The organism is Chromobacterium aquaticum (assembly GCF_021129195.1).
GTDB lineage: Bacteria > Pseudomonadota > Gammaproteobacteria > Burkholderiales > Chromobacteriaceae > Chromobacterium > Chromobacterium aquaticum.
On the sequence record NZ_JAJOHW010000034.1, the window covers coordinates 14610 to 40020 of the forward strand.

The 25411-nt window shown below is 63.8% G+C and carries 25 protein-coding genes; 19 read left to right on the forward strand and 6 right to left on the reverse strand.

Annotated features, from left to right (window positions below; translation table 11 throughout):
• Positions 1-69 precede the first annotated feature (69 nt).
• Positions 70-1590 (forward strand): EAL domain-containing protein, encoded by a 1521-nt coding sequence (locus LQT98_RS05695; RefSeq protein WP_231461450.1) that lies wholly within the window; start codon positions 70-72, stop codon positions 1588-1590.
• A 75-nt stretch (positions 1591-1665) separates the two neighbouring features.
• Entirely contained in the window at positions 1666-2493 is an 828-nt protein-coding gene (locus LQT98_RS05700; RefSeq protein ID WP_231461451.1) for a hypothetical protein, read from the forward strand.
• A gap of 14 nt (positions 2494-2507) precedes the next feature.
• Here LQT98_RS05700 and LQT98_RS05705 read toward each other — a convergent pair whose 3' ends face one another.
• Positions 2508-3305, reverse strand: a complete 798-nt coding sequence (locus LQT98_RS05705; RefSeq protein WP_231461452.1) for a response regulator — start codon at positions 3303-3305, stop codon at positions 2508-2510.
• Between the two features lie 302 nt (positions 3306-3607).
• Here LQT98_RS05705 and flgB point away from each other — a divergent pair, with 302 nt between their 5' ends.
• The 11 genes from flgB (at position 3608) to flgL (ending at position 13823) form a co-directional block, all read left to right on the forward strand.
• Positions 3608-4024, forward strand: coding sequence for a flagellar basal body rod protein FlgB (gene flgB, locus LQT98_RS05710; RefSeq protein ID WP_048410254.1), 417 nt, complete (start codon positions 3608-3610; stop codon positions 4022-4024).
• The gene (gene flgC, locus LQT98_RS05715) at positions 4024-4434 is read left to right on the forward strand and encodes a flagellar basal body rod protein FlgC (RefSeq protein ID WP_048410255.1); all 411 of its coding nucleotides are present in this window, start codon (positions 4024-4026) and stop codon (positions 4432-4434) included. The genes flgB and flgC overlap by 1 nt, the downstream gene beginning before the upstream one ends.
• A 17-nt stretch (positions 4435-4451) precedes the next feature.
• The gene (locus tag LQT98_RS05720; protein WP_231461453.1) at positions 4452-5159 is read left to right on the forward strand and encodes a flagellar hook assembly protein FlgD; all 708 of its coding nucleotides are present in this window, start codon (positions 4452-4454) and stop codon (positions 5157-5159) included.
• Between the two features lie 37 nt (positions 5160-5196).
• A complete protein-coding gene (gene flgE, locus LQT98_RS05725) occupies positions 5197-6441 on the forward strand; it encodes a flagellar hook protein FlgE (protein WP_048410257.1) in 1245 nt (414 codons plus the stop codon).
• A 17-nt stretch (positions 6442-6458) separates the two neighbouring features.
• Positions 6459-7202, forward strand: a complete 744-nt coding sequence (locus LQT98_RS05730; RefSeq protein WP_048410258.1) for a flagellar basal body rod protein FlgF — start codon at positions 6459-6461, stop codon at positions 7200-7202.
• Positions 7203-7269: 67 nt separating this feature from the next.
• Complete coding sequence (gene flgG, locus LQT98_RS05735) at positions 7270-8049, forward strand: flagellar basal-body rod protein FlgG (RefSeq protein ID WP_231461454.1); 780 nt, start codon at positions 7270-7272, stop codon at positions 8047-8049.
• A gap of 54 nt (positions 8050-8103) precedes the next feature.
• A complete protein-coding gene (locus tag LQT98_RS05740) occupies positions 8104-8784 on the forward strand; it encodes a flagellar basal body L-ring protein FlgH (RefSeq protein ID WP_231461455.1) in 681 nt (226 codons plus the stop codon).
• A gap of 61 nt (positions 8785-8845) precedes the next feature.
• Entirely contained in the window at positions 8846-9943 is a 1098-nt protein-coding gene (locus LQT98_RS05745) for a flagellar basal body P-ring protein FlgI (RefSeq protein ID WP_231461456.1), read from the forward strand.
• Positions 9944-10037: 94 nt separating this feature from the next.
• Positions 10038-11030: a flagellar assembly peptidoglycan hydrolase FlgJ gene (flgJ, locus tag LQT98_RS05750; RefSeq protein ID WP_231461457.1), complete on the forward strand. Its 993-nt coding sequence runs from the start codon at positions 10038-10040 to the stop codon at positions 11028-11030.
• A 77-nt stretch (positions 11031-11107) separates the two neighbouring features.
• Positions 11108-12889, forward strand: a complete 1782-nt coding sequence (flgK, locus tag LQT98_RS05755; RefSeq protein ID WP_231461458.1) for a flagellar hook-associated protein FlgK — start codon at positions 11108-11110, stop codon at positions 12887-12889.
• Between the two features lie 10 nt (positions 12890-12899).
• The gene (gene flgL, locus LQT98_RS05760; protein WP_231461459.1) at positions 12900-13823 is read left to right on the forward strand and encodes a flagellar hook-associated protein FlgL; all 924 of its coding nucleotides are present in this window, start codon (positions 12900-12902) and stop codon (positions 13821-13823) included.
• 64 nt (positions 13824-13887) lie between these two features.
• Here the strand turns inward: flgL and LQT98_RS05765 are convergent, their stop codons facing one another.
• The 3 genes from LQT98_RS05765 to LQT98_RS05775 form a co-directional block, all read right to left on the reverse strand.
• Positions 13888-14910, reverse strand: coding sequence for an EF-hand domain-containing protein (locus LQT98_RS05765; protein ID WP_231461460.1), 1023 nt, complete (start codon positions 14908-14910; stop codon positions 13888-13890).
• A gap of 96 nt (positions 14911-15006) precedes the next feature.
• Positions 15007-15756: an MgtC/SapB family protein gene (locus tag LQT98_RS05770; protein ID WP_048410265.1), complete on the reverse strand. Its 750-nt coding sequence runs from the start codon at positions 15754-15756 to the stop codon at positions 15007-15009.
• 70 nt (positions 15757-15826) lie between these two features.
• A complete protein-coding gene (locus LQT98_RS05775) occupies positions 15827-17227 on the reverse strand; it encodes a CoA transferase (RefSeq protein ID WP_231461461.1) in 1401 nt (466 codons plus the stop codon).
• A gap of 173 nt (positions 17228-17400) precedes the next feature.
• On the opposite strand from LQT98_RS05775, the gene LQT98_RS05780 reads away from it, so the two are divergent.
• The 5 genes from LQT98_RS05780 to LQT98_RS05800 all read left to right on the forward strand — a co-directional run bounded on the left by LQT98_RS05780 (position 17401) and on the right by LQT98_RS05800 (position 22229).
• Positions 17401-18429 (forward strand): flagellin N-terminal helical domain-containing protein, encoded by a 1029-nt coding sequence (locus LQT98_RS05780; protein WP_231461462.1) that lies wholly within the window; start codon positions 17401-17403, stop codon positions 18427-18429.
• 208 nt (positions 18430-18637) lie between these two features.
• Entirely contained in the window at positions 18638-19519 is an 882-nt protein-coding gene (locus LQT98_RS05785; RefSeq protein WP_231461463.1) for a hypothetical protein, read from the forward strand.
• A gap of 7 nt (positions 19520-19526) precedes the next feature.
• On the forward strand, positions 19527-20591 hold the full coding sequence (locus LQT98_RS05790; protein ID WP_231461464.1) for a type 1 periplasmic-binding domain-containing protein: 1065 nt from the start codon (positions 19527-19529) through the stop codon (positions 20589-20591).
• 65 nt (positions 20592-20656) lie between these two features.
• On the forward strand, positions 20657-21409 hold the full coding sequence (locus LQT98_RS05795; RefSeq protein WP_231461465.1) for a YdcF family protein: 753 nt from the start codon (positions 20657-20659) through the stop codon (positions 21407-21409).
• A 4-nt stretch (positions 21410-21413) separates the two neighbouring features.
• Positions 21414-22229: an AraC family transcriptional regulator gene (locus tag LQT98_RS05800; RefSeq protein ID WP_231461466.1), complete on the forward strand. Its 816-nt coding sequence runs from the start codon at positions 21414-21416 to the stop codon at positions 22227-22229.
• On the opposite strand, the gene LQT98_RS05805 is transcribed toward LQT98_RS05800, so the two are convergent.
• Positions 22226-22816 (reverse strand): LysE family translocator, encoded by a 591-nt coding sequence (locus LQT98_RS05805; protein WP_231461467.1) that lies wholly within the window; start codon positions 22814-22816, stop codon positions 22226-22228. The genes LQT98_RS05800 and LQT98_RS05805 overlap by 4 nt on opposite strands.
• 223 nt (positions 22817-23039) lie before the next feature.
• Here LQT98_RS05805 and LQT98_RS05810 point away from each other — a divergent pair, with 223 nt between their 5' ends.
• On the forward strand, positions 23040-24287 hold the full coding sequence (locus LQT98_RS05810; protein WP_231461468.1) for a chitinase: 1248 nt from the start codon (positions 23040-23042) through the stop codon (positions 24285-24287).
• Positions 24288-24350: 63 nt separating this feature from the next.
• Here the strand turns inward: LQT98_RS05810 and LQT98_RS05815 are convergent, their stop codons facing one another.
• Positions 24351-25079: a peptidylprolyl isomerase gene (locus LQT98_RS05815; RefSeq protein WP_048410272.1), complete on the reverse strand. Its 729-nt coding sequence runs from the start codon at positions 25077-25079 to the stop codon at positions 24351-24353.
• Between the last annotated feature and the right edge of the window lie 332 nt (positions 25080-25411).

Consider the following 25411-nt stretch of genomic DNA (forward strand, 5'->3'; position numbering starts at 1 on the left):
CGCCGTTGAGGGCTGATAATGGGTGGAAAGAACCGATTTGCAAGTGCCGGGCGCGGCCGCGCCTGGCTGTTGTCCAGTTCCGCCGGCGCGGCGTATGCCGTCTGCGCCGGCTTGCTGCTGTCGCTGACGCTGGGCTTGGCCCTGCTTGCGACGGGTTTGCGGGCACAGTGGCTGGCGGGGGAGAGGGCGGAATTCGTCGCCGGACAGTTGAACTGGCAGCTATCGCCGGCCTTCGCCGCGCTGGCGCGGCTGGATGCCTTGCCGCCAGGGACGGATTGCGGCGCACAGGCGCAGGAGTTGGCGGAACTGGTGCAGCGCACCTCGCTGGTGCGCTTCGCGGCGGCGCGAGGCGCGGGCGGCGTGGTGTGCGCATCGCGGCGGGGCGTGGTGGCCGAGCCGTTCGAGAGCGGCGCGCGGCTGCTGCCGACCGGCAATGGCCGGATGGTGCCGGGCCTGCGGCTGGCGAATGCGGCAGGAATGCTGGAGCTGGACGCGGGCCCCTTGGTGGCGCAGCTGGCGCTGGCCGAGCGTGAAAGCTTGAAGATGAGTTTACAGGTGGGCGGCGAGGTATTGGTCGCCAGCGGCGAGGTGAGGCCCTTGGGCGCGGAGCCGGTTGGCGAGGCGAGCTGGCTGCCGTCGGCGCCCGAGCGCATCGGCGTGCTGGCCGCGCCACAGTGGTCGGCGCTGGTCTGGCAGGCCTTGCGGACGCAGTGGCTGGCCTTGCTGCTGGCGGCGGCGCTAGGCTGCGGCATCGCTTGGGGCGTGCGCCGAGGCGGCGGCGGCCGCAAGGCGACCGGCTGGGAGATTGCCGAGGGGATTCGGCAGAAGGAATTCTTCGCGCATTACCAGCCCATCGTCACCGCGAGCAATGGCGAGTGCGTCGGCGTGGAAGTGCTGGCGCGCTGGCGACATCCGGTGCAGGGCAATGTACGTTCCGAGGTGTTCATCCAGACCGCGATCGACGCCGGCCTGATCGTGGCGCTGACGCGTTATCTGCTGCGGCGCGTGGCCGAGGAGCTGCAGCAGATCGTGTTGCCGCCGGGCTTTATGGTGGGCATCAATATTTCCACCGAGCACCTGGCCTTGCCCGAATTGCTGGACGATTGCCGCGCGCTGGTCAATCTGCTGCGCGACAAGCAGGCGCAGCTGGTGCTGGAGATTTCCGAGCGCGCGCCGCTGCAGGAGGCCTCTGGCGCGCAGAAGGTGATCAATGGGCTGCGGCAGATGGGAGTGAGGCTGGCGCTGGACGATTTTGGCGCCGGCTATGCCGACAAGGCGTATTTGAGCCGCTGGGGCTTTGATTATCTGAAAGTGGAAAAAGGCTATGTGTCGGCGCTGGGGCAGGACAGCCTGAAGGGCAATATCCTGGACGGCCTGCTGCTGTCATCCAATGAGATGGGGGTGCAGGTCATCGTCAAGGGGGTGGAGACCCAGGGGCAGCAGAGCTATCTCAACGTCAAGGGGTTTGAATATCTGCAAGGCTTTTATTTCGGCAAGCCGATGACCTTGAATCATTTCCGGCAATGGCTGTATTCCGGCATCGCCGAAAGCCGCGGCCGGCCTCCCGGCAAAACCGGCGGCGAGGGCTGATCGCCGCCGTTCGCTTGGGCGCCGGGGCCCGCTTTGCTACAATGCGCCCTTTTTTGTTTCAGGAAAGGGGTAGGAATGGTGTATGCCGTGCAGCGTTATGCGGCCTCCCGTCCTTGGGCCAAGCGGATCGGTCAACTGTATGCGCAGGCCGCGCAGCCGTCCGCGGCGCGCAAGGAAATGAAGGAAGTGATCAAGCGTGAGCTGGAGCGCGCCGCCCAAGTGTTTGAAGTGCGGCAGCAGACCATAGTCGCCGAGTTGGCGCTGGCGGAATCCTGGGGCTGCTTTGCGCGCCATGGCCGCGTGATCTCCCACCTGGACGACGCCTTGGCTCAGGCTCTGGCCCATACCCGCCTGCCTTCCCATTTGCCGGATACCTTGATCCTGCCCGCGGACGCCTTCTTCCTGCATGTGCCGGCCGGTGGCGGCGCCTTTGTCGTGCATCAGCCGGAGCGCAAGGTCTTGTTGCTGACCCTGGTGGGCGCGGACTTTTCCCTGGAGGCCGCGCAGTGGCTGCAAGGCTCGGATGGCGTCGAGGCGTTGGCGGTCAGCTACCCGGGCGAGTTGGCGCCGCAGATCGCGGCGGTGGCGGAGCGCTGGCAGCCCTTGCTGGCCTCGGTGTTGAACGGGCTGGCGATGATGACCCAGCCCAAGCTGGAACTGGAGCTGGCCTGGCAGGCCGGCGCGCCGCAGCAATGGGTAGAACAGGCCGCAGCGCCGAGCTGCGTCAAGACCCGGCAGCGCGGCCGCAGTCAGCTGTTGAAGGCCGGTTTCAGCGAGGTGAGCTATTGCCGCATCACCGAGCTTGGCGCGGCTGAGGCTTACGCGACCCAGGGCTATTGGCGCCGCCAAGCCTTTGGCGAGGCCAAGGCCAATTCGCGCCTGGTGTGGGTGGCGCCCAAATAGGAACGAGCCTGCGCTCAGTATTCCTGTAGCAGCTCGCGGATGGTGTCCCTGAGCTTATTGGTGGAGAAGGGCTTGTCGCAGCAGGCGGACACGCCCGCCGCTTCCACCTCGGCCAGGCGGTCGCGGTCGGTCTCGCTGGTGATCATCAGGATGGGGGTGCGTCCCTGCGCGCCGTCCTGGCGGATGTGGCGCGCCAGCTCGCAGCCGTCCATGCCCGGCATGTGGTAGTCGATGATGATCAGCTGGAAGCTGTCGTTGGCCAGCATGGGCAGCGCCTCGGCGCCGCTGGACGCCTCGGTGAAGTGCTCGAAGCCAAGGCGTTCCAGCACGGCGCGCACATGGCGGCGCGAGGTCAGGCTGTCGTCGACGATCAAAATGCTGACATTGGCCAGATCGGTGTCCACCTCCATCGCCAGGCTTTCGGTGTTGATGAAGTCCAGCGCATTGGCCAGCGCCTCATCCAACTGGGCGCTGGTGAACGGCTTGGGCAGGATGCCCAGGCTGCCGGCCTGGCGGATAGGTTCCAGCCGCTCCGGATTGGTTTCGCTGGAAACCAGAATGAAGGGCATGCCGCTCAGGTCAGTGCTCTCGCGCATTTGCTGCAACAGCTGCTGTCCAGTCATGTCCGGCAGATAGTAGGCGCTGATCACCAAGTCGGGGCGCGACTGGCGCGCATGCGACAGCAGTGATTCGCCGTCGGCATGGGTTTCCACCCGGGTAATGCCCATTTCGCCCAGCGCCCTGCTGATGATCTGAGCCTGTACATGCGATGGCTCGGCCAGCGCGATGATCAAATGTTGTACTTCCAGCATGCTTGTTCCCCCGCCTGTCCATTCTCTTTTATAAAGCCGGCCGCCTGTGCCGGCTTCTTGCACGAGTGTCGGTGATTCTCGGCGCGTCTTCAATGGTTCTTATGATGGTTTGGCACGAATTACGTAGTGCGGCAAGTGAAATCTGTCCTGTGTCCGCCGCGGCGGCAAATCTTGCCGGCCAGGTTTGCCGCTGGGCGCTTCTATGCGGCGGGTTTTGATTCGCGTAGATACAAATCAATGGTTTGGCTGTGGTTTTCGTCCTGGCACGGTTTCTGCTTTAGTGCTGTCCCAAGGAGGCTAGCATGCTAGACAAGATTGCCAAACATTTCGACTTTCAGCAGCGGGCGCTGAATTTGCGGGCTTATCGCACCGAGGTGCTGGCCAGCAATATCGCCAACGACGAAACCCCCAACTACAAGGCGGTGGATTTCGATTTCGGCAAGGCGCTGCAGGCGCAGACCGACGCTCAGGGTCGTTTGGCAATGAACCTCACCGATGCCCATCACCTGGCTGGCGCCAGCGGCGGCAACGGCAATGGCGCGGCCTTGCAATACCGCGCGGCGGTGCAGCCCAGCGTCGACGGCAACACCGTGGACATGGACGTGGAGCGCGCGGCCTTCGCCGACAACGCGGTCCGTTTCCAATCCACGCTGACTTTTTTGAGCAAGCGGATCAGCGGATTGAGTTCGGCGATCCAGGGCCAGGGAGGCAATAGCTGATGTCCTTGTCCAATGTGTTTTCCATAGCCGGTTCGGCGATGTCGGCGCAGTCCATGCGCCTGAGCCTGGTGGCCAGCAATATCGCCAACGCCGAAAGTTCGACCAGTTCCACCGGCGAGCCCTACAAGGGCCGCCATGCGGTGTTCACTGCGACTCCGGTGACGGCGGCGCAACCGCAAGTGGCCGGCGTGCGCGTGACCGCGGTGGTCGAGGACCAGACCCCGCCGCGGCTCAAGTACGATCCGGGCAATCCGCTGGCCGACCAGCGCGGCTACGTCACGCTGCCTAACGTGAATCCGGTGGAGGAGATGGCGGACTTGATCGCCGCCTCCCGCGCCTATCAGAACAATGTCGAAATCATGAATACGGCCAAGACCCTGCAGCAGAAAGTGCTGCAGCTGGGCCAGTGAGTGGAGAGGACTAAGCGATGGCTAGCTCAAACCCGTATGACGTACTGAACACCCAGACCCAGGCGAACCCGAACAGCAGCGTCAATGGCGGCAACAACTCGGGCGTGGTCGGCAGCAGCGCGACGGATATCCAGAATACTTTCCTGAAACTATTCGTCGCCCAGCTGCGCTCGCAGGACCCGATGAACCCGATGGATAACAGCCAGATGACCAGCCAGATGGCGCAAATCAGCCAGGTGGGTGGCATCCAGCAACTGAACCAGTCGATGCAGGCCCTGGTCGGCGCGCAAGCGGCATCGCAGTCGTTGATGGCGTCCAGCATGATAGGCAAGAAAGTCCTGGTGGCCGGCAACGATCTGCCCGTGAACGAGGCGGGCGGCGGCAGCACGGCTGGTGTATTGCTGAACGGACCGGCGCAAACGGTGAAGATCAGCATCAAGGACGCCAATGGCAATCTGGTGCGCGTGATGAATGTGGCCAAGCCGGTGGCCGGTGTCAACACCTTCACCTGGGATGGCAAGAACGACGCTGGCGAGGCGGTTCCGGTCGGCAAATACACCTTCAGCGCCGATGTGACCCAGGCCAGTGCCAATGGCGGCACCAAGGCAGTGGCTTACAACACCAAGAAGGTGACCGCCGTGGCCTGGGATCAGGGTGTGCCGGAACTGGTGCTGCCGGATGGCACGCGCGCCCAGTTGGGCGATGTGGCGCAAATGACCGCCTGAACCCCGCCGACCTCATTCGACTTCAAGGACTGACATCATGGGCTTTCAACAAGGCTTGAGCGGCTTGAACGCCGCCTCCACCCAGCTGGACACCATAGGCAACAACGTGGCCAACGCCAACACCGTCGGCTTCAAGGGTTCGCGTACCGAATTCGCCGATATGTATGGCAGCTCCCTGTACGGCATTTCCACCACCACGCCGGGTATCGGCGTCAAGGTGGCGGCGGTGACGCAGAACATGAGCAATGGCAATATCACCCCCACCGGCCGCAGCCTGGACCTGGCGATCAACAATGGCGGCTTCTTCACCGTGGCCCAGCCGGACGGCACCCTGGCCTATACCCGCAACGGCCAGTTCCAGGTCAACAACCAGGGCTATGTGGTGAACAACGGCAACTTCCTGCAGGGCTGGCAGGCGGATGCCTCCGGCAACGTCACCCAGGGACCGGTGGGCAAGCTGCAGCTCAATACCAATCTGGTGTCGCCCAAGCCCACCACCCAGGCCACGCTCGGTCTCAACCTGGATTCGCGCAAGGCCTCGCCCACAGTTACGCCGCTGGACCCGACCAATTCGGCGACTTACAACTGGTCGAACACCAATACCGTGTACGACTCGCTGGGCAATCCGCACCAGGTGACCATGTACTATATCGCCGGCGCGGCCACCCCCGCCGGGCGGACCTGGACCGCGACCGCCTATGTGGACGGCAATCCGGCCAATAACACGCCGCCCAACAGCAATACCTTCTCCATGGTGTTCGACACCTCTGGCGTGCTGACCACGCCCGGACCGTTCAACGTGAACTTCACCCCGGTGCCGGTAAACGGTTCGGCGGTGCCGCAGACGGTGGCTTTCAAGTTCAACGGCTCCACCCAGACCGGCCAGGACTTCGGCGTGACCACGCCGCCCATCATCGACGGCTTCGCGCCGGGCAGCCTGAAGAGCGTGAATATCTCGGCGTCGGGCATTGTCCAGGCCACTTTCACCAATGGCCAGACCAAGACCATAGGCCAGATCGCCTTGGCCAACTTCATCAATCCGCAGGGTCTGCAGTCCAAGGGTAATAATCTGTGGTCGCAGACTTTCGACTCCGGCTCGGCGTCCTATAACGTGCCGGGCACCGGCAATACCGGCACCATACAGTCCGGCGCGGTGGAGGATTCCAACGTCGACCTGACCTCGGAACTGGTCAATATGATCACCGCGCAGCGCTACTACCAGGCCAATGCGCAGACCATCAAGACCCAGGACACCCTGGTGCAGACCTTGCTGAACATCTGATGAGCTGAGCGCGCGCGATGGATAGAATGCTTTACTTGGCGATGAACGGCGCCAAACACGTGATGTGGCAGCAAGCCACCACTGCCAACAACCTCGCCAATGTGCACACCAACGGTTTCAAGGCCGATGTGGTGGCCTTCCGCGCCTTGCCGGTGGTGGGCGAGGGCGCGCCGACGCGGACCTATGTGGTGGACAACACCGTGGGTCACGACCTCAGCCAGGGCAGCTTGATGCACACCGGCAATACCAGCGATTTCGCCATCGGCTCCAAGGGCTTTTTCGCGGTGCAAGCGCCGGACGGCGGCGAAGCTTACACCCGCGACGGCGGTTATGTGCTGGACGCCACCGGCATGATGCGCACCCGCTCCGGCCTGCCCATCATGGGCGACGGCGGTCCCATCGTGGTGCCCACTGGTTCCCGCATCCAGTTGGGCGCCGATGGCTCGGTGGTGGCGACTCCACAGTCCGGCACGGTGCGCACGCCGCAATTGGTCGGCCAGATCAAGATGGTCAATCCGGGTCCCAAGGAAGTGTACAAGGGCGAGGATGGGTTGTTTCGCATCAACGGCGGCGGCAATGCTGCCGCGGACGCCAATGTCAAGCTAGTGCCGGAAACGCTGGAAGCGAGCAATGTCAACTCGGTGGAGAGCCTGGTGCAGATGATTTCCCATGCGCGCCAGTACGATCTCAATGTCCGGCTGATGCAGACCGCGCAGCAGGGTGACCAACAGGCAGCGCAATTACTGTCCACCAACGGCTGAAAATAATATGCGAGCCGCCACCTGGATTAAGGCAAGGCGGCTCTGGAGACGGGGTAAACAAGCTATGATGCGCGCACTTTATATTGCCAAGACCGGCATGGATTCCAGCCAGTTTCAACTGGATGTGGTATCCAACAACCTGGCCAACGTCAACACCGTGGGCTTCAAGCGCAGCCGCGGCATTTTCGAGGATCTGTACTACCAGACCCTGCGCCAGCCCGGTGCGCAATTGGCCAATGGCAACACCACGCCCACTGGCCTGCAGGTAGGCACCGGTTCGGCTGCGGTGGCCACCGCCCGCATCCACTCCCAGGGCAATCCAAACCAGACCGGCCAGCCGCTGGATATGCAGATTTCCGGTGAGGGTTTCTTCCGCATCCAGTTGCCGGACGGCACCACCGCCTATACCCGCAACGGCGAGTTCAAGCGCAACGCCAATGGCGACGTGGTGAACCCGGACGGTTATCCGCTGAACCCCAATATCAACATCCCCGGTACCGCCAACCAGATCACGGTGTCCACCGGCGGCGTGGTGCAGTACTACCTGCCCAACAATCCGGCGCCGCAAACCGCGGGGACCATCCAGCTGACCACCTTCATCAACCCGCAGGGTCTGGAGAGCGTGGGCAACAACCTGTATCTGCAATCGGCCGCGTCGGGCGACCCGCAGGACGGCGATCCGCAGACCGATATCCGCGGCTCGATCCAATCCGGTTTTCTGGAGGCGTCCAACGTCAATGTCACCGAGGAACTGGTGAATATGATCACCGCGCAGCGCGCGTTCGAGATGAACTCGCGCGCGGTGACCACCGCGGATCAGATGCTGCAGAAGCTGAGCCAGTTGTAATGCAAGAACGGCCGCTGTCTGGCGGCCGATAGCGATGAAAAGACGAGGTGTATCATGAAAGCGATGGCGATGGCGGCCTTGCTGGCCGCATTCTTGAGCGCTTGCGTGACCCAGGAGCCGCCGCTGGTGCAGCAGCCCACCAGCGCGCGGCCGCAACCGCAGCCGGTCAGCATGCCCAGCAACGGCTCCATTTTCCAGACCGCCAGCTACCGGCCCTTGTTCCAGGACCGCATGCCGGGCTATGTCGGCGACACCCTGACGGTGAACATCCAGGAAAACTCGTCGACCTCGGCGTCGGAGCAGACCACCAATACCCGCACCTCGGGCCTGAACAGCAGCATTAACGCCGGTATGAAAGTGCCTTTCCTGCCCAGCGGCGCGGCCGCGGGTCTCGACGGTGCCAGCTTCGGCGCCACGGGTTCGGCCAATAATACGGGCAAGGGCGACAACAAGGTGGCGACCTCCTTTGTCAGTTCCATCACCGTCACCGTGCTGGAAGTGCTGGCCAATGGCAATCTGGTGGTCAGCGGCGAGAAAGTGGTGCGGGTGAACAGCGACACCGAATCCATTCGCCTGTCCGGCGTGATCAATCCGCGCGACATCGCCGCCGACCGTAGCGTGTCCTCGCTCAAGGTGGCGGATGCCCGCGTCGAGCAACAGACCAAGGGCACTCACCGGCTGTATAACGAACCGGGCTGGCTTGCCAAGTTCTTCATGAGTATATTGCCGATATAACGGATTACCGGCCTGGGCGCCGCCATCTGGCGGGCGTGGTAGGCTGAAAGCGGGCGAGAATATGAAGCGATGGATGTTTGTGGTGCTGTTGGCCTTGGCGGTGTCTCCGGCCATGGCGGCGCAGCGTTTGAAGGACTTGACCAATGTCGGCGGCGTGCGTCCCAACCAGTTGATAGGCTATGGCTTGGTGGTGGGCCTGGACGGCAGCGGCGACAAAGTGACTTCGTCGCCGTTCACCGGCCAGGCGCTGTCGAATATGTTGAATCAGCTGGGGGTGCAAGTGCCGCCCGGCACCAAGCTCGACCCCAAGAATGTCGCCGCGGTTACGCTGACCGCGACGCTGCCGCCGTTCGCGCGGCAGGGGCAGGCGATAGACGTGACCGCTTCGTCGATAGGCGATGCCAAAAGCCTGCGTGGCGGTACATTGTTGCTGTCGCCGCTGAAAGGTGCGGACGGGCAGATCTACGCAATGGCGCAAGGCAATGTGGTGGTCGGCGGCGCCGGCGCGTCGGCGGGCGGCAGTTCGGCCCAGATCAATCAACTCAGTGTCGGCAGAATCCCCTCCGGAGCCACGGTGGAACGCGAAGTGCCGACCGCGCTGGGCTCTGGCGAGTTCGTCAATCTGGAATTGCGTGAGTCCGACTTCACCACCGCCAACCGCGTGGTGCAGGCGATCAACAAATCCTTTGGCCAGGGTACCGCGCGCGCGGTGGACGGCCGGTTGATCGAGGTGCGCGCGCCGTTCGATCCTGATCAGCGCGTGCAGTTTTTGGCTAAGATGGAAAATATTGCCGTCGATCCGGCAGATGTTTCCCCCACCGTCATCATCAATGCGCGCACCGGCTCCATCGTGATGAACCAGGCGGTGACGCTGGCGCCGTGCGCGGTGTCGCATGGCAATCTGACCGTCACCGTCAGCAATACGCCGCAGGTGAGTCAGCCCAATCCGTTGTCCGGCGGCAAGACCACGGTGACCAACCAGGCCGATATCAGCATCAACACCCCAGGCAGCAAGCTGATCAGCCTGCCCAACGGCGCCAATCTGTCGCGGGTGGTGGCGGCCTTGAACGCGCTGGGGGCGAATGCCCAGGACCTGATTTCCATCCTGCAGGCGATGAAGTCCGCCGGCGCGTTGAAAGCGGATTTGCAAATCATCTGACGCCGGCTTGGCGGCAGGACCAAAAGACGGCCGCGTGGCCGTCTTTTTTATTCTGGCCCGAATCTTGCTTTTAACGGGATTCCAGGAGCGAGAAATGACGATTCAGTCCCTCAGTGCCGGCGCCGTGAGCGCCAACGATTTGCTAAACCGGCAACTGGCCGTGGATCCCAACCAGTTGAACGATCTGCGCGCGCAGGCGATCAAGGACCCGAAAGGCGCGGCCCGGCAGGTGGCATCGCAATTCGAGGCCTTGATGATGAACACGCTGCTGAAAAGCATGCGCGAAACCAAGTTCGACCCGGAAGGCGAGTCCAATAGCCTGAGCACTTATCAAGGCCTGTACGACCAGCAGCTGACCCAGGCGCTGAGCTCCAGCGGCGGCTTTGGCCTGGGCGACATGCTGTATCGGCAAATCGCCAAACAGTCGAATTTCGCTCCGGACGACAAGAGCATGCACACGGTTCACTCGGCGCCCGGCCCGCAACTGGCCGTTCGCGCCCACGGCGGCGGCAAGGCCTTGCTGGCTTACCAAGAGGCGCAACAAGCCGCCGGCGCGGCGCTGGTGCTGACGGCGCCGACCAGCCCGGCCAAGGCCGAGACGGCAGCAACGGGCAAGGGCGGCAGCCGCGATTTCGCCGCGGCCATGCTGCCGCACGCGCGCAGCGCCGCCGCGCAACTGGGCGTGGCGCCGGAGGCGGTGGTTGCCCATGCCGCGCTGGAAAGCGGCTGGGGCAAGCGCGCGATCCGCCATCCGGACGGCAGCGACAGCCATAATCTGTTCGGCATCAAGGCCAGCGGCGATTGGCAGGGTCGCACGGTCAGCGTGATGACCACCGAATATGAAGGCGGCGTCGCTCAGAAGCGGGTGGAGAAATTCCGCGCCTACGGCTCTTATGCCGAGGCCTTCGGCGATTACGCGCGCCTGTTGAAGGATTCTCCGCGCTACAAGGGCGCCTTGAACCAGGGGCAGAATATGTATGGCTTCGCGCATGCGTTGCAGTCGGGCGGCTATGCCACCGACCCGCGCTACGCGCGCAAGCTGGTGGACGTGGCGGCGAGCTTGGCGCAACAGACGGTGCGCAGTTGAGCGGACGCCGGCAGCGAGCGTCGAATCCGGCATCAAGTTTTGACGCGCCGGGCCGATAAAGCAAACAGAGGTGAATCATGGGTTCCAATATTTTCTCGATCGGCGTGAGCGGGCTGAACGCGGCGCAGACGGCTTTGGCGGTAACCGGCAACAATATCGCCAACGTCTCCACGCCCGGTTACAACGTCCAGTACGTCACCCAGGCCGGCCGCACGCCGCAATACCAGGGCTTCGGCTTCCTGGGGCAGGGCGTGGACGTCACCAATGTGCTGCGGACCTACGACAAATTCCTGTCCGGCCAGGTGCAAACCGCGCAGACCAATAGCAGCTATTACGATACCCAGGTCAAGCAGCTCAATCAGATCAATAATCTGATGGCGTCCACCGATGTTTCCATCATCCCTGCCTTGCAGGATTTCTACGGCGCGATGCAGACCTTGTCGCAGCAGCCGGACTCGATTCCCAGCCGGCAGACGGTGTTGAACATGGCTCAGGCGCTGAGCACCAAGTTCGCCACCGTGGACGGGCAGCTGCAGCAGATGCAGACCGGCGCCAACGGCCAGATCAAGAGCACGGTGGACAGCATCAATTCGCTGGCCTCGCAGATCGCCAGCCTCAACACCCAGATCGCCGCGCTGACCGGCGGCAACCAATTGGGTTCGCAGCCGAACACGCTGATGGATCAGCGCGACCAGGCGATGCTGGAATTGAACAAGCTGGTCAGCGCCAAGGCGGTGCCGCAGTCCGACGGCACTTACACGGTCTACATCGGCAATGGCCAGACCCTGGTCACCAATGCCCAGACCAATACCCTGGCCACCCAGCCGCTGCCCACCGATCCGAACACCTTGCAACTGGTGTTCAACAATCCCAATGGCACGGTGACGGCGATCCCGAACAGCCTGATCACCGGCGGCCAATTGGGCGGCCTGCTGAATTTCCGCGATGGTCCGCTGCTGCAGGCGCGCCAGCAACTGGGCACGCTGGCGATCAATTTCGCCGCCGCGGTCAATTACCAGAACCAGCTGGGCGTGGACAACGGCGGTGTGGCGGGGCAGCCCATTTTCAATGATCTGTCCAGTTATGCTTCCAATCCGCAAAACGCGGCCAGCAACCTGCAAGTGCTGATGACCGATCCGAATAAGTTGGCCACCGCGTCGAATATGGTGTCCACCGGCGGCGCCGGCGGCAGCGGCGTGACCATGAGCGGCGTTTGGGCCTCTTTGCCTGGCGGTTATAGCGGCAGCATCAACTCGGTGCCGCCGGTGTTTCCCAGCAGCACGACGCACCCATCGGTCGGCATGACCGGCATGACCATCACCGCCACCGGCACCCCGGCGACGATGACGGCCACCATCACCGGCCCCAATGGCGGCGGCCCTTACAATGTGGTGCCATTGGGCGGCAGCGTCAGCAACGGTTTCAAATTGCAGACCACGGCGGTGCCGCCGGTGGATGTCGGCATCAGTTTCCAATTGTCCGGCGCGCCGGCCAATGGCCAGACCTTCACCGTGGGGCCGGCGCCGGCCGGCACCAAGCCGCCGCCGGGCGACAACTCCAATCTGCGCGAATTGTTGGCGCAGCAGAACCTCAAGCTGATGGGCAATCAGTCCTATGGTTCTTATTACTCGACGCTGGTGGCCTCGGTGGGCAACCAGACCAATACCGCTCAATTGCAGTCGGCGGCGATGAAGACCAATCTGAAGCAAGCCAGCGAAAGCCTGTCCAATACTTCCGGCGTCAGCCTGGACCAGGAAGCGGCCAATCTGATCAAGTACCAACAGTCCTATCAGGCATGCAGCAAGGTGATTCAAGTGGCGCAAACCACCTTCTCCAGCATTCTGAATCTGATGGGTTAAGGAGAGAGTGATGCGAATCAGCTCCAACACCATTTACCAGTCCGGCTTGAATAATATGCAGGATCTGCAGGCGAGCATTTACAAGCTCACCATGCAGATCGACAACCAGCAGCGGGTGGTGACGCCGGCCGACGATCCAGTGGCCGCGGCGCGCATCCTGCTGCTCAGCCAGTCGCAGGGCCAGAACAGCCAGTACATCACTAATACCCAGGCGGTGAGTTCCTGGCTGTCGCTGTCGGAAACCGCGGTCAAGAGCTCCTCGGACCTGATGGCCAGCATGAAAAGCTTGGCGATCTCCGCCGGCAGCGGCGCGCTGAGCCCGACCGAGTTGCAGGCGATCCAGAAGCAGTTGCAGGAAGGCATCACCGAGCTGACGACATACGCCAACTCCACCGATGGTCGCGGCAACTACCTGTTCAGCGGCAACAAGACCGACACGGTGCCCTATGTGGTGAGCTTGTCAGCGGTGCCGCCGGCCACGTATCAGGGCGATACCGGCCAGCGCAGCGTGCAGATCAGCGCCTCGCAGCAGATGACGATCTCGGATCCCGGCAGCACCGTGTTCGGCACGCCGGGCGGCAGCGCCACCGCCGCCTTCGACGCCTTGCTGCAACTGAATACCCTGCTGGGCCAGAATCCGAAGCCGGCCAACTTCGGCACCCAGCTGAACAGCGCGATCAACGCCATCGACTCGGCGCAACAGCAGTTCTCCCTGTCGCTGGCATCCATCGGCGCCCGCGGCCAGCAGAACGACAATATGCAGAATGTCGGCGGCAGCCTGAAATTGCAGTACGCCAGCAGCATCGGTGATTTGCAGGATCTGGACATGCCGCAGGCGATTTCGGATTTCACCTTGGCGCAGACCTCGCTGAAGTACAGCCAGCTGACTTACAACAAGGTGACTCAGCTATCGCTGTTCAACTACATCTCTTGAGCCGGCATTCGCCGGAAACGACAAAGGCCGCGTCAGCGGCCTTTGCTATTTGCGCTTGGCGGATTCAGCCGTAGACATCCACCTGGCTGACCCGGCCGGCCTTGCCGTCCTCGGTCAGATAAACGCCGGAGCGGCGGACATCGGCCTGGGATTGGTTGTTGGCGTCCTTGATGCTGAACGGCGTGTCCACGCTGGGCAGCAGGATGGCGCCAATGCCCAGCTCCTTCAGCCCCATCAGTTGATCCTTGTCGCCATCGCGGCCGGACCACAGCTTCAATTGGGCGAAAGCCGGGTCGCCGTCATCCAGCACTCCGTCGCCATTGCTGTCCAGCTTGGCCAGGTCGGCGAAGCCATTGCCGGACTGAGTGCCGAACAACTCGCTGCCGTCGTTGATCTTGCCGTCGCCGTTGCGGTCCAGCGCCAGCCAGCCGCCATGATCGATAAACGGCAGCTGTGTTTTCTGGCCATTGCTTTGCAGGTCGAAGCTGACGCTGGCACCGCTGAAGCTGCCGGCTTCATCGCCCAGCGTCAGCATCAGCGGGTCGGTGGGACTGCCGCCGCTACCGTACTGCAAGCTGCTGCTGCTGTGGTATTCGAAGCTGCGGCTCATCTGCACGTCCAGCGAGAAATTGAATTCGCGGCCGTCCTGGGTCTTGATCGAACCCTTGGCCGAGAAACCCATGCTTTCGCTTTCCTTGTAATCGTAGCTTTGCTGGATCGAGCCGCCGAAGCGCGGCAGCGCGCTGGCGGTTGGCGCATTCTGTGGCGTGGGGGCGCTGGCGTTAGAATCGCCGCTCTTGCCGTCGTCTTTTTGCAAGGTGCCGTCGACTACCTTGAATTTGACGCCCAGCACTTTCTCCAGGATGTCCTTGATCAAGCCCAGCATCGGCGTCATGCCGTCGGCCAGCTGTTGATCCTTGGCGCTGGCGTTGACACCGCCGGGGCTGAGGCTGACATCGGAGGAGGGTGAGGCCGGCGCGGAAGCGGCCGGCTGCTGGCTCCAGGAACTGATTTTTTGCTGAACGCTGATGCTTTGGCTGAAACTGTACTGGCTGCTCATCGACAGCGCCATGGACGCGACTCGCATTGCAGGCTCCAGGATTTGGAAGTATCGGTAAACCGATATCGGCAATGGGAGCGCAAACTTGATGGTGTGAAAACACCTAGCCGGTTTGGCGCCGGCTCAGTTGCGCGCCGGCTGGATGCTCAGCGTTTCCAGGCGGTCTATCTTCATGATCTCGCGCGACAGATCGACGACATTGATCAGGTCGCGCCGGTTTTGCGCCGACACCAGAAAGCTCCACTCGGTGGCGTCCGGCCCGGCGTTCAGCGCGATGCTATCCTCATGCAGGCGCACGCCAAGTTCCAGCAGGCCGGCGCTCAAGGCCTGCACCGTCCATTGCTGCTCCGGTTTGAAGCGGATGACGATGAACAGGCTGAAATGGCGCGGCAGCCGGCTTTCCACCTGATTGACCGACAGCATGCACAGCACGCACAGCAGGGTGATGGCGATGGCGGCGGCGTAAAAGCCGACCCCGACCAGGATGCCGATGACCGAGGACATCCAGATCGACGCGGCCGAGGTGAGGCCGCTGATCGACAGGCCTTCCTTCATGATCATGCCGGCACCCAGAAAGCCGACGCCGGTCAGCACGCCCTGGGCGACCCGGGTCATGTCGCCATGCGTGATGTCGGGATGCTGGCCGCCATACCAGTAGCCGGAATAGCCGATGATGCTGATCGCGGCGGCGGAGGCCATGGCCACCAGGCCGTAGGTGCGCATGCCGGCGGCGCGGCCGTTGTACCAGCGCTCGTAGCCCACCACGCAGCCCAGCAGCAGGCCGCCCAGCAGGTTCAGCGTGATCAACAGATTGACTTCCCACTTGGGGGTGGACCAGTACTGGCCAATCAGATCGGTGAACGAAATATCCATGAATGCTCCATAGGCGCTAGGGCCGGTGTGCCGACGATAGCAAGTTGCTTTGGCGCGCGCCACCGCCGCTTCAGCGCGGCAGCCATTCGGCGGCGTGGCTGCCCAGCGGCATAGAAGGCAGCGTCCAATGCGCCGGCGTCAAGGACAGCTGGGCCGCGTGGCGCACGGCGCGCAAGGCGCCGAAGTCGGACGCATAATCGCCCAGCCAGGGCGCGATCTGTTCCAGGCCGGGGTCCGCCACGGCGCAGCCGGCGTGGTCCGTGCCGAGCTGGCGCAGCCAGTGTCCCGTTTGCGCCAGCGAAACCCGCACCTGCCAGCTGCCGCCTTCTTGCGCTTGGCGAGAGAGCGCGGCGATGACGCCAAAAGCCAGCAGATAGCCGGCGGCATGGTCCAGCGCCTGGGCCGGCAGCGCGCGCGGCTGCACGCCGCCGAAAGCCGCCGTCTCCGCGTGATTGAAGCCGCTGGTGGTCTGCACCAGGGAATCGAAGCCGCGCCGTTCGGCCCAGGGGCCGGCGTGACCATAAGCGGACAGCGAGGCGTAGACGATGCCCGGGCGCAGACGCGCGGCCTGCTCCGGGCCGAAACCGAGCGCGGCGAGGCCGCCGGGCCGGTAGCCCTGGATGAAGACATCGGCTTCGCTCAGCAAGCGCCGCAGCTGCTCGCCATCGACAGCCTGACGCAAGTCCAGCTCGGCATTGCGCTTGCCGCGGCCGGTGTCGATGTCCAGCGGCAGGATGGAGGGCAGCAGCGGCGAAGTGACGCGCAACACATCGGCGCCGTGAGCGGCCAGCACCCGGCCACCCACCGGGCCGGCGATGATGCGGGTCAGGTCCAGCGCGCGTATGCCCTGTAAGGGGCGCGGCGCGAAGGGCCGGGCCAGCGGCGGCGCGTCGCCGATGCGCTCTATGTTGAGCAAGGGCAGCGCGGCGACGGCCTGTCCCTGCGGGTGGCGGTCCCACTCGTCGAAGCTGCGCATCGCCGTGGCGACCAGGCCACGTTCGGCGGCAGCCTGTTCGAACTCGAAAGCCTGCCAGTCTTGCAAGGCGGCGGCCACGCTGTCCTTGTCGTGGCGGCAGTCCAGCAGCCGTAGAATGCCGTCGCGATGGTGGGGGAAATTGGTGTGGATGCGTACCCAGCGACCGTCGCCGCAAGGATAGGGGCCGGCGATGGCATCCCACAATTCGGGAGCCGGCGCGCCGTCGACGCGCAGATAGCGTTCGCTGCGGAATTCGGCGGCGGCGTGGGCGAGCTCGACCGAGACCGTCTGCGCCGCGCCGCCGCGCAGGCGCCAGAATTCGGCCGCCATCAGCGCGCTGGCGGCAATGCTGGCCTGGGCCAAGGCACCGATGGCAAAAGAGGAGGGCAGCGGCGCCTCGCCCGCCGGCAGCTGGGCACGCTCCAGCGCGGAGGGGTCGAGGGCGGCGGCGGCCCAGAGCTGGGTCAGGGCTTGTTGGCCGTTCAGTGTGGTCATGGCGGTGTGGCGGCAGTGTTTATGACGTTGATCTTTCAACAGCCAGCGCCCATGCGTCAAGCAATGTGATTTTTCACAATGGCGGCGGATTTAAGTTTGCCGCGCGACGGCCGCCTTGTGAGGGTAACGGCAGCGATGCCGGACCAACCAACCTGACTTCTGGAGCAAAAGCTATGCTGAGCCTGCACACCAATATCGCCGCACTGAACACCAAGTCCAACCTGACCGGCACCCAAACCGCGCTGTCCACCTCGATGACCCGTCTGGGCACCGGCTTCCGCATCAACTCCGCAATGGACGACGCCGCTGGCCTGCAGATCGCCACCCGTCTGGACGCGCAAAGCCGCGGCATGCAAGTTGCGATGAAGAATGCCCAGAACGGCATCTCCATGCTGCAAACCGCCGAAGGCGCGCTGAACGAAGTGTCCAACATCCTGCAGCGCATGAAGGACCTGTCCACCGAAGGCGCCAACGCCACCTCCACCAAGGCCGACAAGAGCGCGATGCAGTCCGAATTCGCCGAACTGGGCAAGGAACTGACCAACATCATGAAGAACACTTCCTTCGGCGGTGAAAAACTGCTGCAAGGCGGCAAGCTGACCGAAGAGATGAAGTTCCAGATCGGCGCGTCGGCCGACGAATCCATGACGGTGAACATGAAGGATGGCATGACCGCGCTGAACAATGCGCTGGGCAGCGTTTCCAAGACCTTCTTCAAGGATGACAAGGCCGGCACTGACTACACAGCTGCAGTCAAGACCGCTACCGATGCGATGCCGGCTCTGGTCAAGGCGACCGATGATGCCAAAACCGCTTACGACGCAGCCCCCGATGACACCAAGAAAGCCGCTTACGAGACCGCGCTGAAGGCTCAGCAAGACGGCCAAGCCGCTCTGGACAAGGTAGCCAAGGGCGATGAAATCGGCAAAGCCGACACCATCAACACCATCCAGGCCGCTCTGGATTCGGTAGGCTCGGTTCGTTCCTCCCTGGGCGCCAACGCCAACCGTCTGGACCACGTGAACAACAACCTGGCCAACGTCAACAACAACACCCTGGCCGCCAAGGGTCGTATCATGGATACCGACTACGCCAACGAAAGCGCCAGCATGACCTCCAAGCAAATGCTGATGCAAGCCGGCACCTCCATGCTGAAGCAAAGCGGCAGCATGAGCAGCCTGGCCATGTCCCTGCTGCAGTAATCCACGATTTAGCGTCGATCCGGTGCGAATCCGAAGCCAGCTGCGTATGCGGCTGGCTTTTTTGCGTCGTGAGTCTGGATTTTTTTGAAGGAGTAGGGCCATTTCAATTCGAGCGATTACCGCGGCGACGCCGGTCACGCCGAGCGCGCCTCTCTCGTCGGGCGCGCAGCCGGGCGCGGAACTGACGCCGGGCCGGCAATGGCAGGCGGTGCTGAGCCGAGCGGCCGACGGCCGGCCACTGTTGAGCGGCGACGGCATCCAGTTGGCGTTGCCGGCCTGGCCGCCTGGCGCGGCCGAGCTGAGCCCCGGCACGGTGCTGAAAGTGCTGGTGCTGGCCACCCAGCCGCGGCTGCAGTTGTCACTGCAGTTGGAGCGTCAGGGGGCGGAGCCTGAGGGCGAAACGCTGGCGCGCGCATGGCAGCTGGAGCAGGCAGCCATGCCCAGGCTGGCGAAGCCGCTGCCGGCCGCCGCTGAATTGGCCCAGGCCTGGCGGCAGGCCTTGCTGGGGCGGTTGACGCAGGCGGCGGCGCAATTCCAGCAGGCTGGCGGCAGCCATCTGCCTGGAGCCTTGCTGCAACAATTGCCGGAACTGGCCTTGGCGGGGGTGCGCAATGCCGCCGGCGAGCCGCCCTTGCCGTTGACGCTGCCGTTCTGGCTGTGGGGCGGCCCGGCGCTGACGCTGAGCGTGGAGGATGCGCTGGAGCGGGAGCCGGAATCGGAGCAGGATGATCTTGACCTTGTGTTGTGGCTGACCGCGCCGGGCATAGGCGCGTTTTGCCTGCGTGTTCGGAGCGTGGCGGATGGGGTGGCGCTGGCGTTTGCGGCGCCGGCCGAGGCGTGCGTGGCCTTGCGCCAGCGGTTGCCCGAGATTGTCGAAGCGGTTGCGCGCGGCGGCGGCAAGCTGTGCGGCTGCCTGATTGGCGAACGGATGCCGTGGCGCGGCCTGGCCATCAGCCGCCATGGCGCCACCGGTCTGCAGGCGCAGCGCTTGTCGCCGCTGTTGTTCGCGGTGGCGGCGGAAGTGGCCGGCCAACTGCTGGCTGAACCGGGCGGCGCGGCCGCTCCGGCCTGTGGCAGCGGTGGTCTATAGTGTCTGCATGATTCGACTGTTCGCGCTGCTACTGTGCCTGACCGGCTTGGTTCTGGCCGCAGGCAAGCCTGCGCCGGCCAGGCCGGCCGATCCCGCGCGGGAATGGACCGAGTGGGACGGCCCGCTGCACGGGCCGGCGGCGCAAACCGGCCGCGAGGTGTGGTTTCTGGCATCGGACCTGCGCAATGGCGGCGTGGTCGGCGTTTACCGCGGGTTGGAAGAGGCCGGCCGCTTGCTAGACTGGCGGCTGACGCTGTTGGACGGGCAGGGGCGGCAGGACTCGCTGCGCGGCTTTCTAGAACGCGCCGCGCGCGAACACCCCGCCGCGGTGGCGTTGGGTGGTTTCGACGCCAAGGAATTCAAACCGCAGATCCAGCGCCTGCTCGCCGCCGGCGTGGTGGTGGTGGGCTGGCATGCCGGCGACAAGCCGGGGCCGGCACCGGGCCTATTGTTCACCAATATCTCCACCGATCCGCTGGCCGCCGCCCAGGCGGCGGCCGATTATGTCATCGCCAGCCGCAGCGGCCCGATAGGCGTGGTGCTGTTCACCGACAGCCGCTTCGCCATCGCCAGCGCCAAGACCAGGCAAGCGCAGCGCCAATTGCAGGCATGCCGACGCTGCAAGGTGCTGGCGGTGGAGGATATTTCCCTAGCGCGGGTGCAGCAACTGTTGCCGGCGCGGGTGAGCGTGCTGTACCAGCGTTATGGCGCCAGCTGGACCCATAGCATAGGCATCAATGATCTGTATTACGACTCCATAGGCTATCCACTGGGACGGCTGCACGCGGAGGTGGCCAATGTGTCGCTGGGCGACGGCTCCTTCACCGCGATGCGGCGCATCCGCGCGGGTCTGATGCAGGTCGCGACCATCGCCGAGCCCTTGCATCTGCATGGCTGGCAACTGGCCGACGAACTGAACCGCGCGTTTGCCGGCCGGCCGCCCAGCCTCTATGTCACCCAGCCGCATCTGCTGACCAGGCAGACGATACGCGAGGTCTATTTGAGCATCGGCTACGATCCGGCCAATGGCTATCGCAACGCCTATGCCGCCATCTGGTTTCCCCGCCATTGATTTGCCCGTCCGCGCGTGTTTAACTGGCGCTCACCCAATTTGATGCCGATTTCATGACCGTCACGATGTCCCCGCAAGTTCTGAGCCATTTGCTGCTGGGTTCCCTGTTGTTGCCGCCGCTCAATCTGCTGCTGATGATGCTGTTTGGGCTGGGCCTGCGCCGCCGTTGGCCGCGCTTGGGCGGCCTCCTGTTGGCCCTGGGCATGGCGGGCCTGTATGCCTTGAGCACACCGATGCTGGCGATGTGGCTGAACCGGGGCCTGGAAGTCTACCCGGCGCTGGACGCCGGGCAATTGGCGCGCGTGGACGCCATCGTGGTGCTGTCCGGCGGCAAGAAGCCGGCGCCGGAATATGGAGGCATGGAACCGGGAGCGGACTCGCTGGCGCGGCTGCGCTATGGCGCGCGGCTGGCGCGCCAAAGCGGCAAGCCCTTATTGCTGAGCGGCGGCGCGCCGCAGGGTGGGGAGGCCGAGGCCGCGGTGATGGCGCGGGTGTTGCGCCAGGATTACGGGCTGTCGCCGCGCTGGGTGGAAACGCGCTCCGACACCACGCTGGAAAATGCCCGCTATGCGGCGGCGATGTTGCGCGCTGACGGAGTAGAGCGGATTGCGCTGGTCAGCCAGGGCTGGCATTTGCGGCGCGCATTGCCGATGTTCCAGCGGCAAGGGCTGGAAGTGAGCGCCGCGCCCACCGGTTTCATCCGCTACGACGGCGGCGGCATCGCGTGGTATCTGCCCAGTGGACGGGCGATGCAGGAGAGCCATTCCGCCTTGCGCGAGTGGCTGGGCATATTGTTCTACCGTTTGAAAGGGGAGTAAGCCGATGTCGGAACCTGCCGTGACGCATCGCTTCTGGCGCGAAGCCGCCTTGCCGCAATTCGAGGCGCGCTCGGTGGCCGATGGCCGCAAAGTCTGTTACGCCAAGCATGCGCATGAAACCTTCTCGATAGGCGCGATCACCGCTGGCGCTTGCGATTACTTCAACGGCAAGATCCGCCGCAGCGAACAGGGCGCCCTGGTACTGATGAACCCGGGCGATACCCATGCCTGCAATCCGGTGGCCGACCAGGCCTGGTCCTACCGCATGCTATACGTGGATGTGGGCTGGCTGGGGCGGATGCAGCAGGCATTAGGCGTAGACCAGGTCGGCGGCTTCCGCCCGCTGGGCGCGGCGATGAGCCGCCACCATGGTTTGTTCTCCGGCTTCAACGCCATGTTCACGCTGCTGTGCGATGCCGGGCGCGAGCCCCTGGAAAAAGACATTGCGGCGGCGGCTTTCTTCGGCGAGCTGCATCCCTTGCTGGGCCTGGCGCCGGCGGCGGCGGAGTCCAATCTGCGCCTGGAGCGGGCGGCGGAATATATCGCCGCCCATTGCGCGCAGTCCTTGCGCCTGGAAGACATCAGCCGGGAGGCTGGCTTGTCGGCTTCATACTTGATCCGCGCGTTCAAACAGCGCTACGGCGTGACGCCGCACGGCTTCCTGCTGAGCCAGCGCGTGTCGCTGGCGCGCCGGCTGGTGCGCGGCGGCTTGCCGCTGGCGCAAGTGGCGCAGGATGCCGGCTTTTCCGATCAGGCGCATCTGCAAAAAGTGTTCAAGCAGTATGTCGCCGCCACGCCGGGCCAATACCGCGCGGGCTAGACCGGCGTCAACAGCCCCAGCGCGCTGAGTCCCAATAGGGCGGCCATCAACTGGTTGAAGCGGCGTAGCCGATTGGGCGAGTTCAATTGCCGGCCCAGCCAGGCGCCGGCCAGCGCCCAGCAAGCCACCGAGGCGTAGCAGATCAGAAAGTAGATCGCGGCGAAACGCCATAAGGCCATGGTGTCCTGACCCGAGGTGAACGCCGCGCAGCCGGCCAGCGCGGCGATCCAGGCCTTGGGGTTCAGCCATTGAACCGCCGCGCCGCGCCACCAGCTGGGCCGGGCGCCATTCTGTTCCCACTCCAGCCTGCCGTCGCTGCGCGCCAATTGATAAGCCATATAAAGCAGGAAAGCCACGCCCGCCCACTGCAGCCCATGCGTCAGCGCCGGCCATTGCCGCAAGGTCTGTTCCAATCCCAATCCGGTCAGCAGCAGCAATAAGGTGAAGCCGGCGGTGGCGCCGCCGACGTGGCGCATGGCGGCGCGCGCGCCATATTGGGCGCCGCCGCTGAGGGCGATGAGGTTGACCGGCCCCGGCGTGATGGAGGCCGCCAGCGCGAAACCGGCCATGGCGAGAGTCTGATTCATGATGTTTCCTGGTGGGTGGGCAATGCGGACACAGTAGCCAGATGGAGCGAGGGCGTATTGTAGAAAATTGACCTGCTGCTTGGCGGCTCAAAAATGCCTTTGACATTGTCGGTTTGGTGTAATACCAATCAAATACCAGCTGTGATCTGGTCCGGTGGCTCAACAAGAGGCGCGCAGCCAGCGCGCGACGATGCGCCGCCGCGAATCCAAAGGAGGATGCTGCATGCTCTTGAATTGGAAAACCATGCTGTTGGCGCCCGTGTGCGCGCTGGCCCTGGGTGCTGGACCGGCCAGCGCCGCGGCGTGCCCGGACTGGCGGGAAGGCGCAACTTATCAGATGGGCGATGTGGTGGCCTATGCCGCGGCCAATTACACCGCGCGCGCCGCCCATACCGCCTATGTCGGCGCCAATTGGAACCCGCCGGCCACGCCCACGCTGTGGCAGGCCGGAGGGAGCTGCGGCGCGCCTCCGACGCCGGGGCCGGATCCTACGCCGCCGCAGCCGGGCCCGTCCGCTCCGTTCGCCAAGCACGCCTTGGTGGGCTACTGGCATAACTTCACCAATCCCAGCGGCGATACGTATCCGCTCAGCCAGGTCAGCGATGACTGGGATGTGATCGTCGTCGCATTCGCCGACGACGCCGGCAATGGCAATCTCAGCTTCACCTTGGACCCCAAGGCCGGTTCCGAGGCGCAATTCATTCAAGACATCCGCGCCAAGCAGGCCAAGGGCAAGAAAGTGGTGCTGTCGCTGGGCGGGCAGAATGGCTCGGTCACCCTGAATTCGCCGGCACAGACGCAGAATTTCGTCAACAGCCTCTACGCCATCATTGCCAAGTACGGTTTCGACGGCATAGATCTGGACCTGGAAAGCGGAGTCTCGCAGGGCGCGCCCATCATCGGCAACCTGATCAGCGGGGTGCGGCAGCTCAAGGCCAAGCTGGGGGCCGGCTTTTACTTGTCGATGGCGCCGGAGCATCCCTATGTCCAGGGCGGCTATGTCGCCTACGGCAGCATCTGGGGCGCCTATCTGCCCATCATCGACGCGCTGCGCGAGGATTTGAGCGTGATCCATGTGCAGTACTACAACAATGGCGGCTTGAACACGCCGTATTCCACCGCCGCGCTGGCGGAAGGCAGCGTGGACATGCTGGTGGGCGGCAGCAAGATGCTGATCGAGGGCTTCCCGCTGGCTTATGGCGCTTCCGGCAGCTTCAAGGGCTTGCGGCCGGACCAGGTGGCCTTCGGCGTGCCTTCCGGCCGCAGTTCCGCCAATTCCGGCTTTGTCAGCGCCGATACCGTGATCAAGTCGCTGGATTGCCTGATGGCAATGAAAAACTGCGGCGGCGTCAAGCCCAATCAGGCCTACCCCAACTTTCGCGGCGTGATGAGCTGGTCCATCAACTGGGACCGCAAGGATGGCTTCCCGCTCTCGCGGCCGGTGGGCGCGTCACTTCGCGGCCGCAACTGAAGCGCGCAAAAAAAAACCGAGGCGCGTCTGCGCCTCGGTTTTTCGATGAGCTTGAATCGTGGCTTAGAGCGCCGGCATCTCATAGCCTTCGATCTGAGCGGCGGCGACCAGCTGACCCAGATAGGCCTGCATCGCCTTGTTGCCGGCCATATCGTTCAGGTACTGCTGCAGGCGGTCCTTGATCTCTTCAAAGCTCACCTTGCCGCCTTCGTGGCGTTCCTGCACCTGGATGATGTGGTAGCCGAACTGGGTCTGCACCAGCTGCGGCGCGATTTCACCGGCGGCGGTGCTGAACACTGCTTGTTCGAATTCCGCCACCATCTGGCCGCGGCCAAACTGCCCCAGGCTGCCGCCTTGCTGGCCGGACGGGCAGGTGGAATGCTCGCGCGCCAGGTCGGCGAAGCGGGCCGGGTTGGCCTTGACTTCGTCCAGCACGCCTTCGGCCTTGGCCTTGGCCAAGCTGCCGGCCAGGCCTTCGCCCAGCGGGAACAGAATGTGGCTGGCAACGGCGGATTCGCCGCTGCTGAAGCGCTCGGGATACTGATTATAGAAGGCCAGGCAGGCGGCCTCGTCCACCGCGTCGACATGCAGCTCCCGCTCCAGCAGCGCGCCGATGGCTGCGCCTTGGTCAGCGGTGTCGATGCCGAGGGACTGGGCTTTTTGCAGCAGCAGTTCGCGCAGGATCAATTCCTGAGCGGCGGCATCGCGCGGTTTGGGCGCGTCGGCGTAGTGGGCTTGTTCTGCCTGCACCATGTCTTCGGTGATTTCAATGCCGTTGACTCGAATGGTCATGGAGGTTTCCTGTGGTGATCTGTGAGGGCCGCCGCCGCTTGTGGCATGGCGGGAAGTTTGCGATTAGAAAAGCGTTGGCGGCGCTTGTCAAGAAAGGCCGCGCCGGCGCAAGGCGGGGTAGCGTGCCGATCTTGGCTGAAATCTATGGAATTTTAAGAATAATCTTATATTTGTCCGCCGACTGAATCGTTAGTATACGAGTCATGCAGCTTTGGAGCCTACAGGGAGATCACGCTGGCGCTACGCATTACTGTGAAGTGTTTGGCCGCCTCTCCGTTGTTTCCGGCATCGAGTTGACGTAGTTCGTCCTTTGTCATTTTCAGAAGACGACT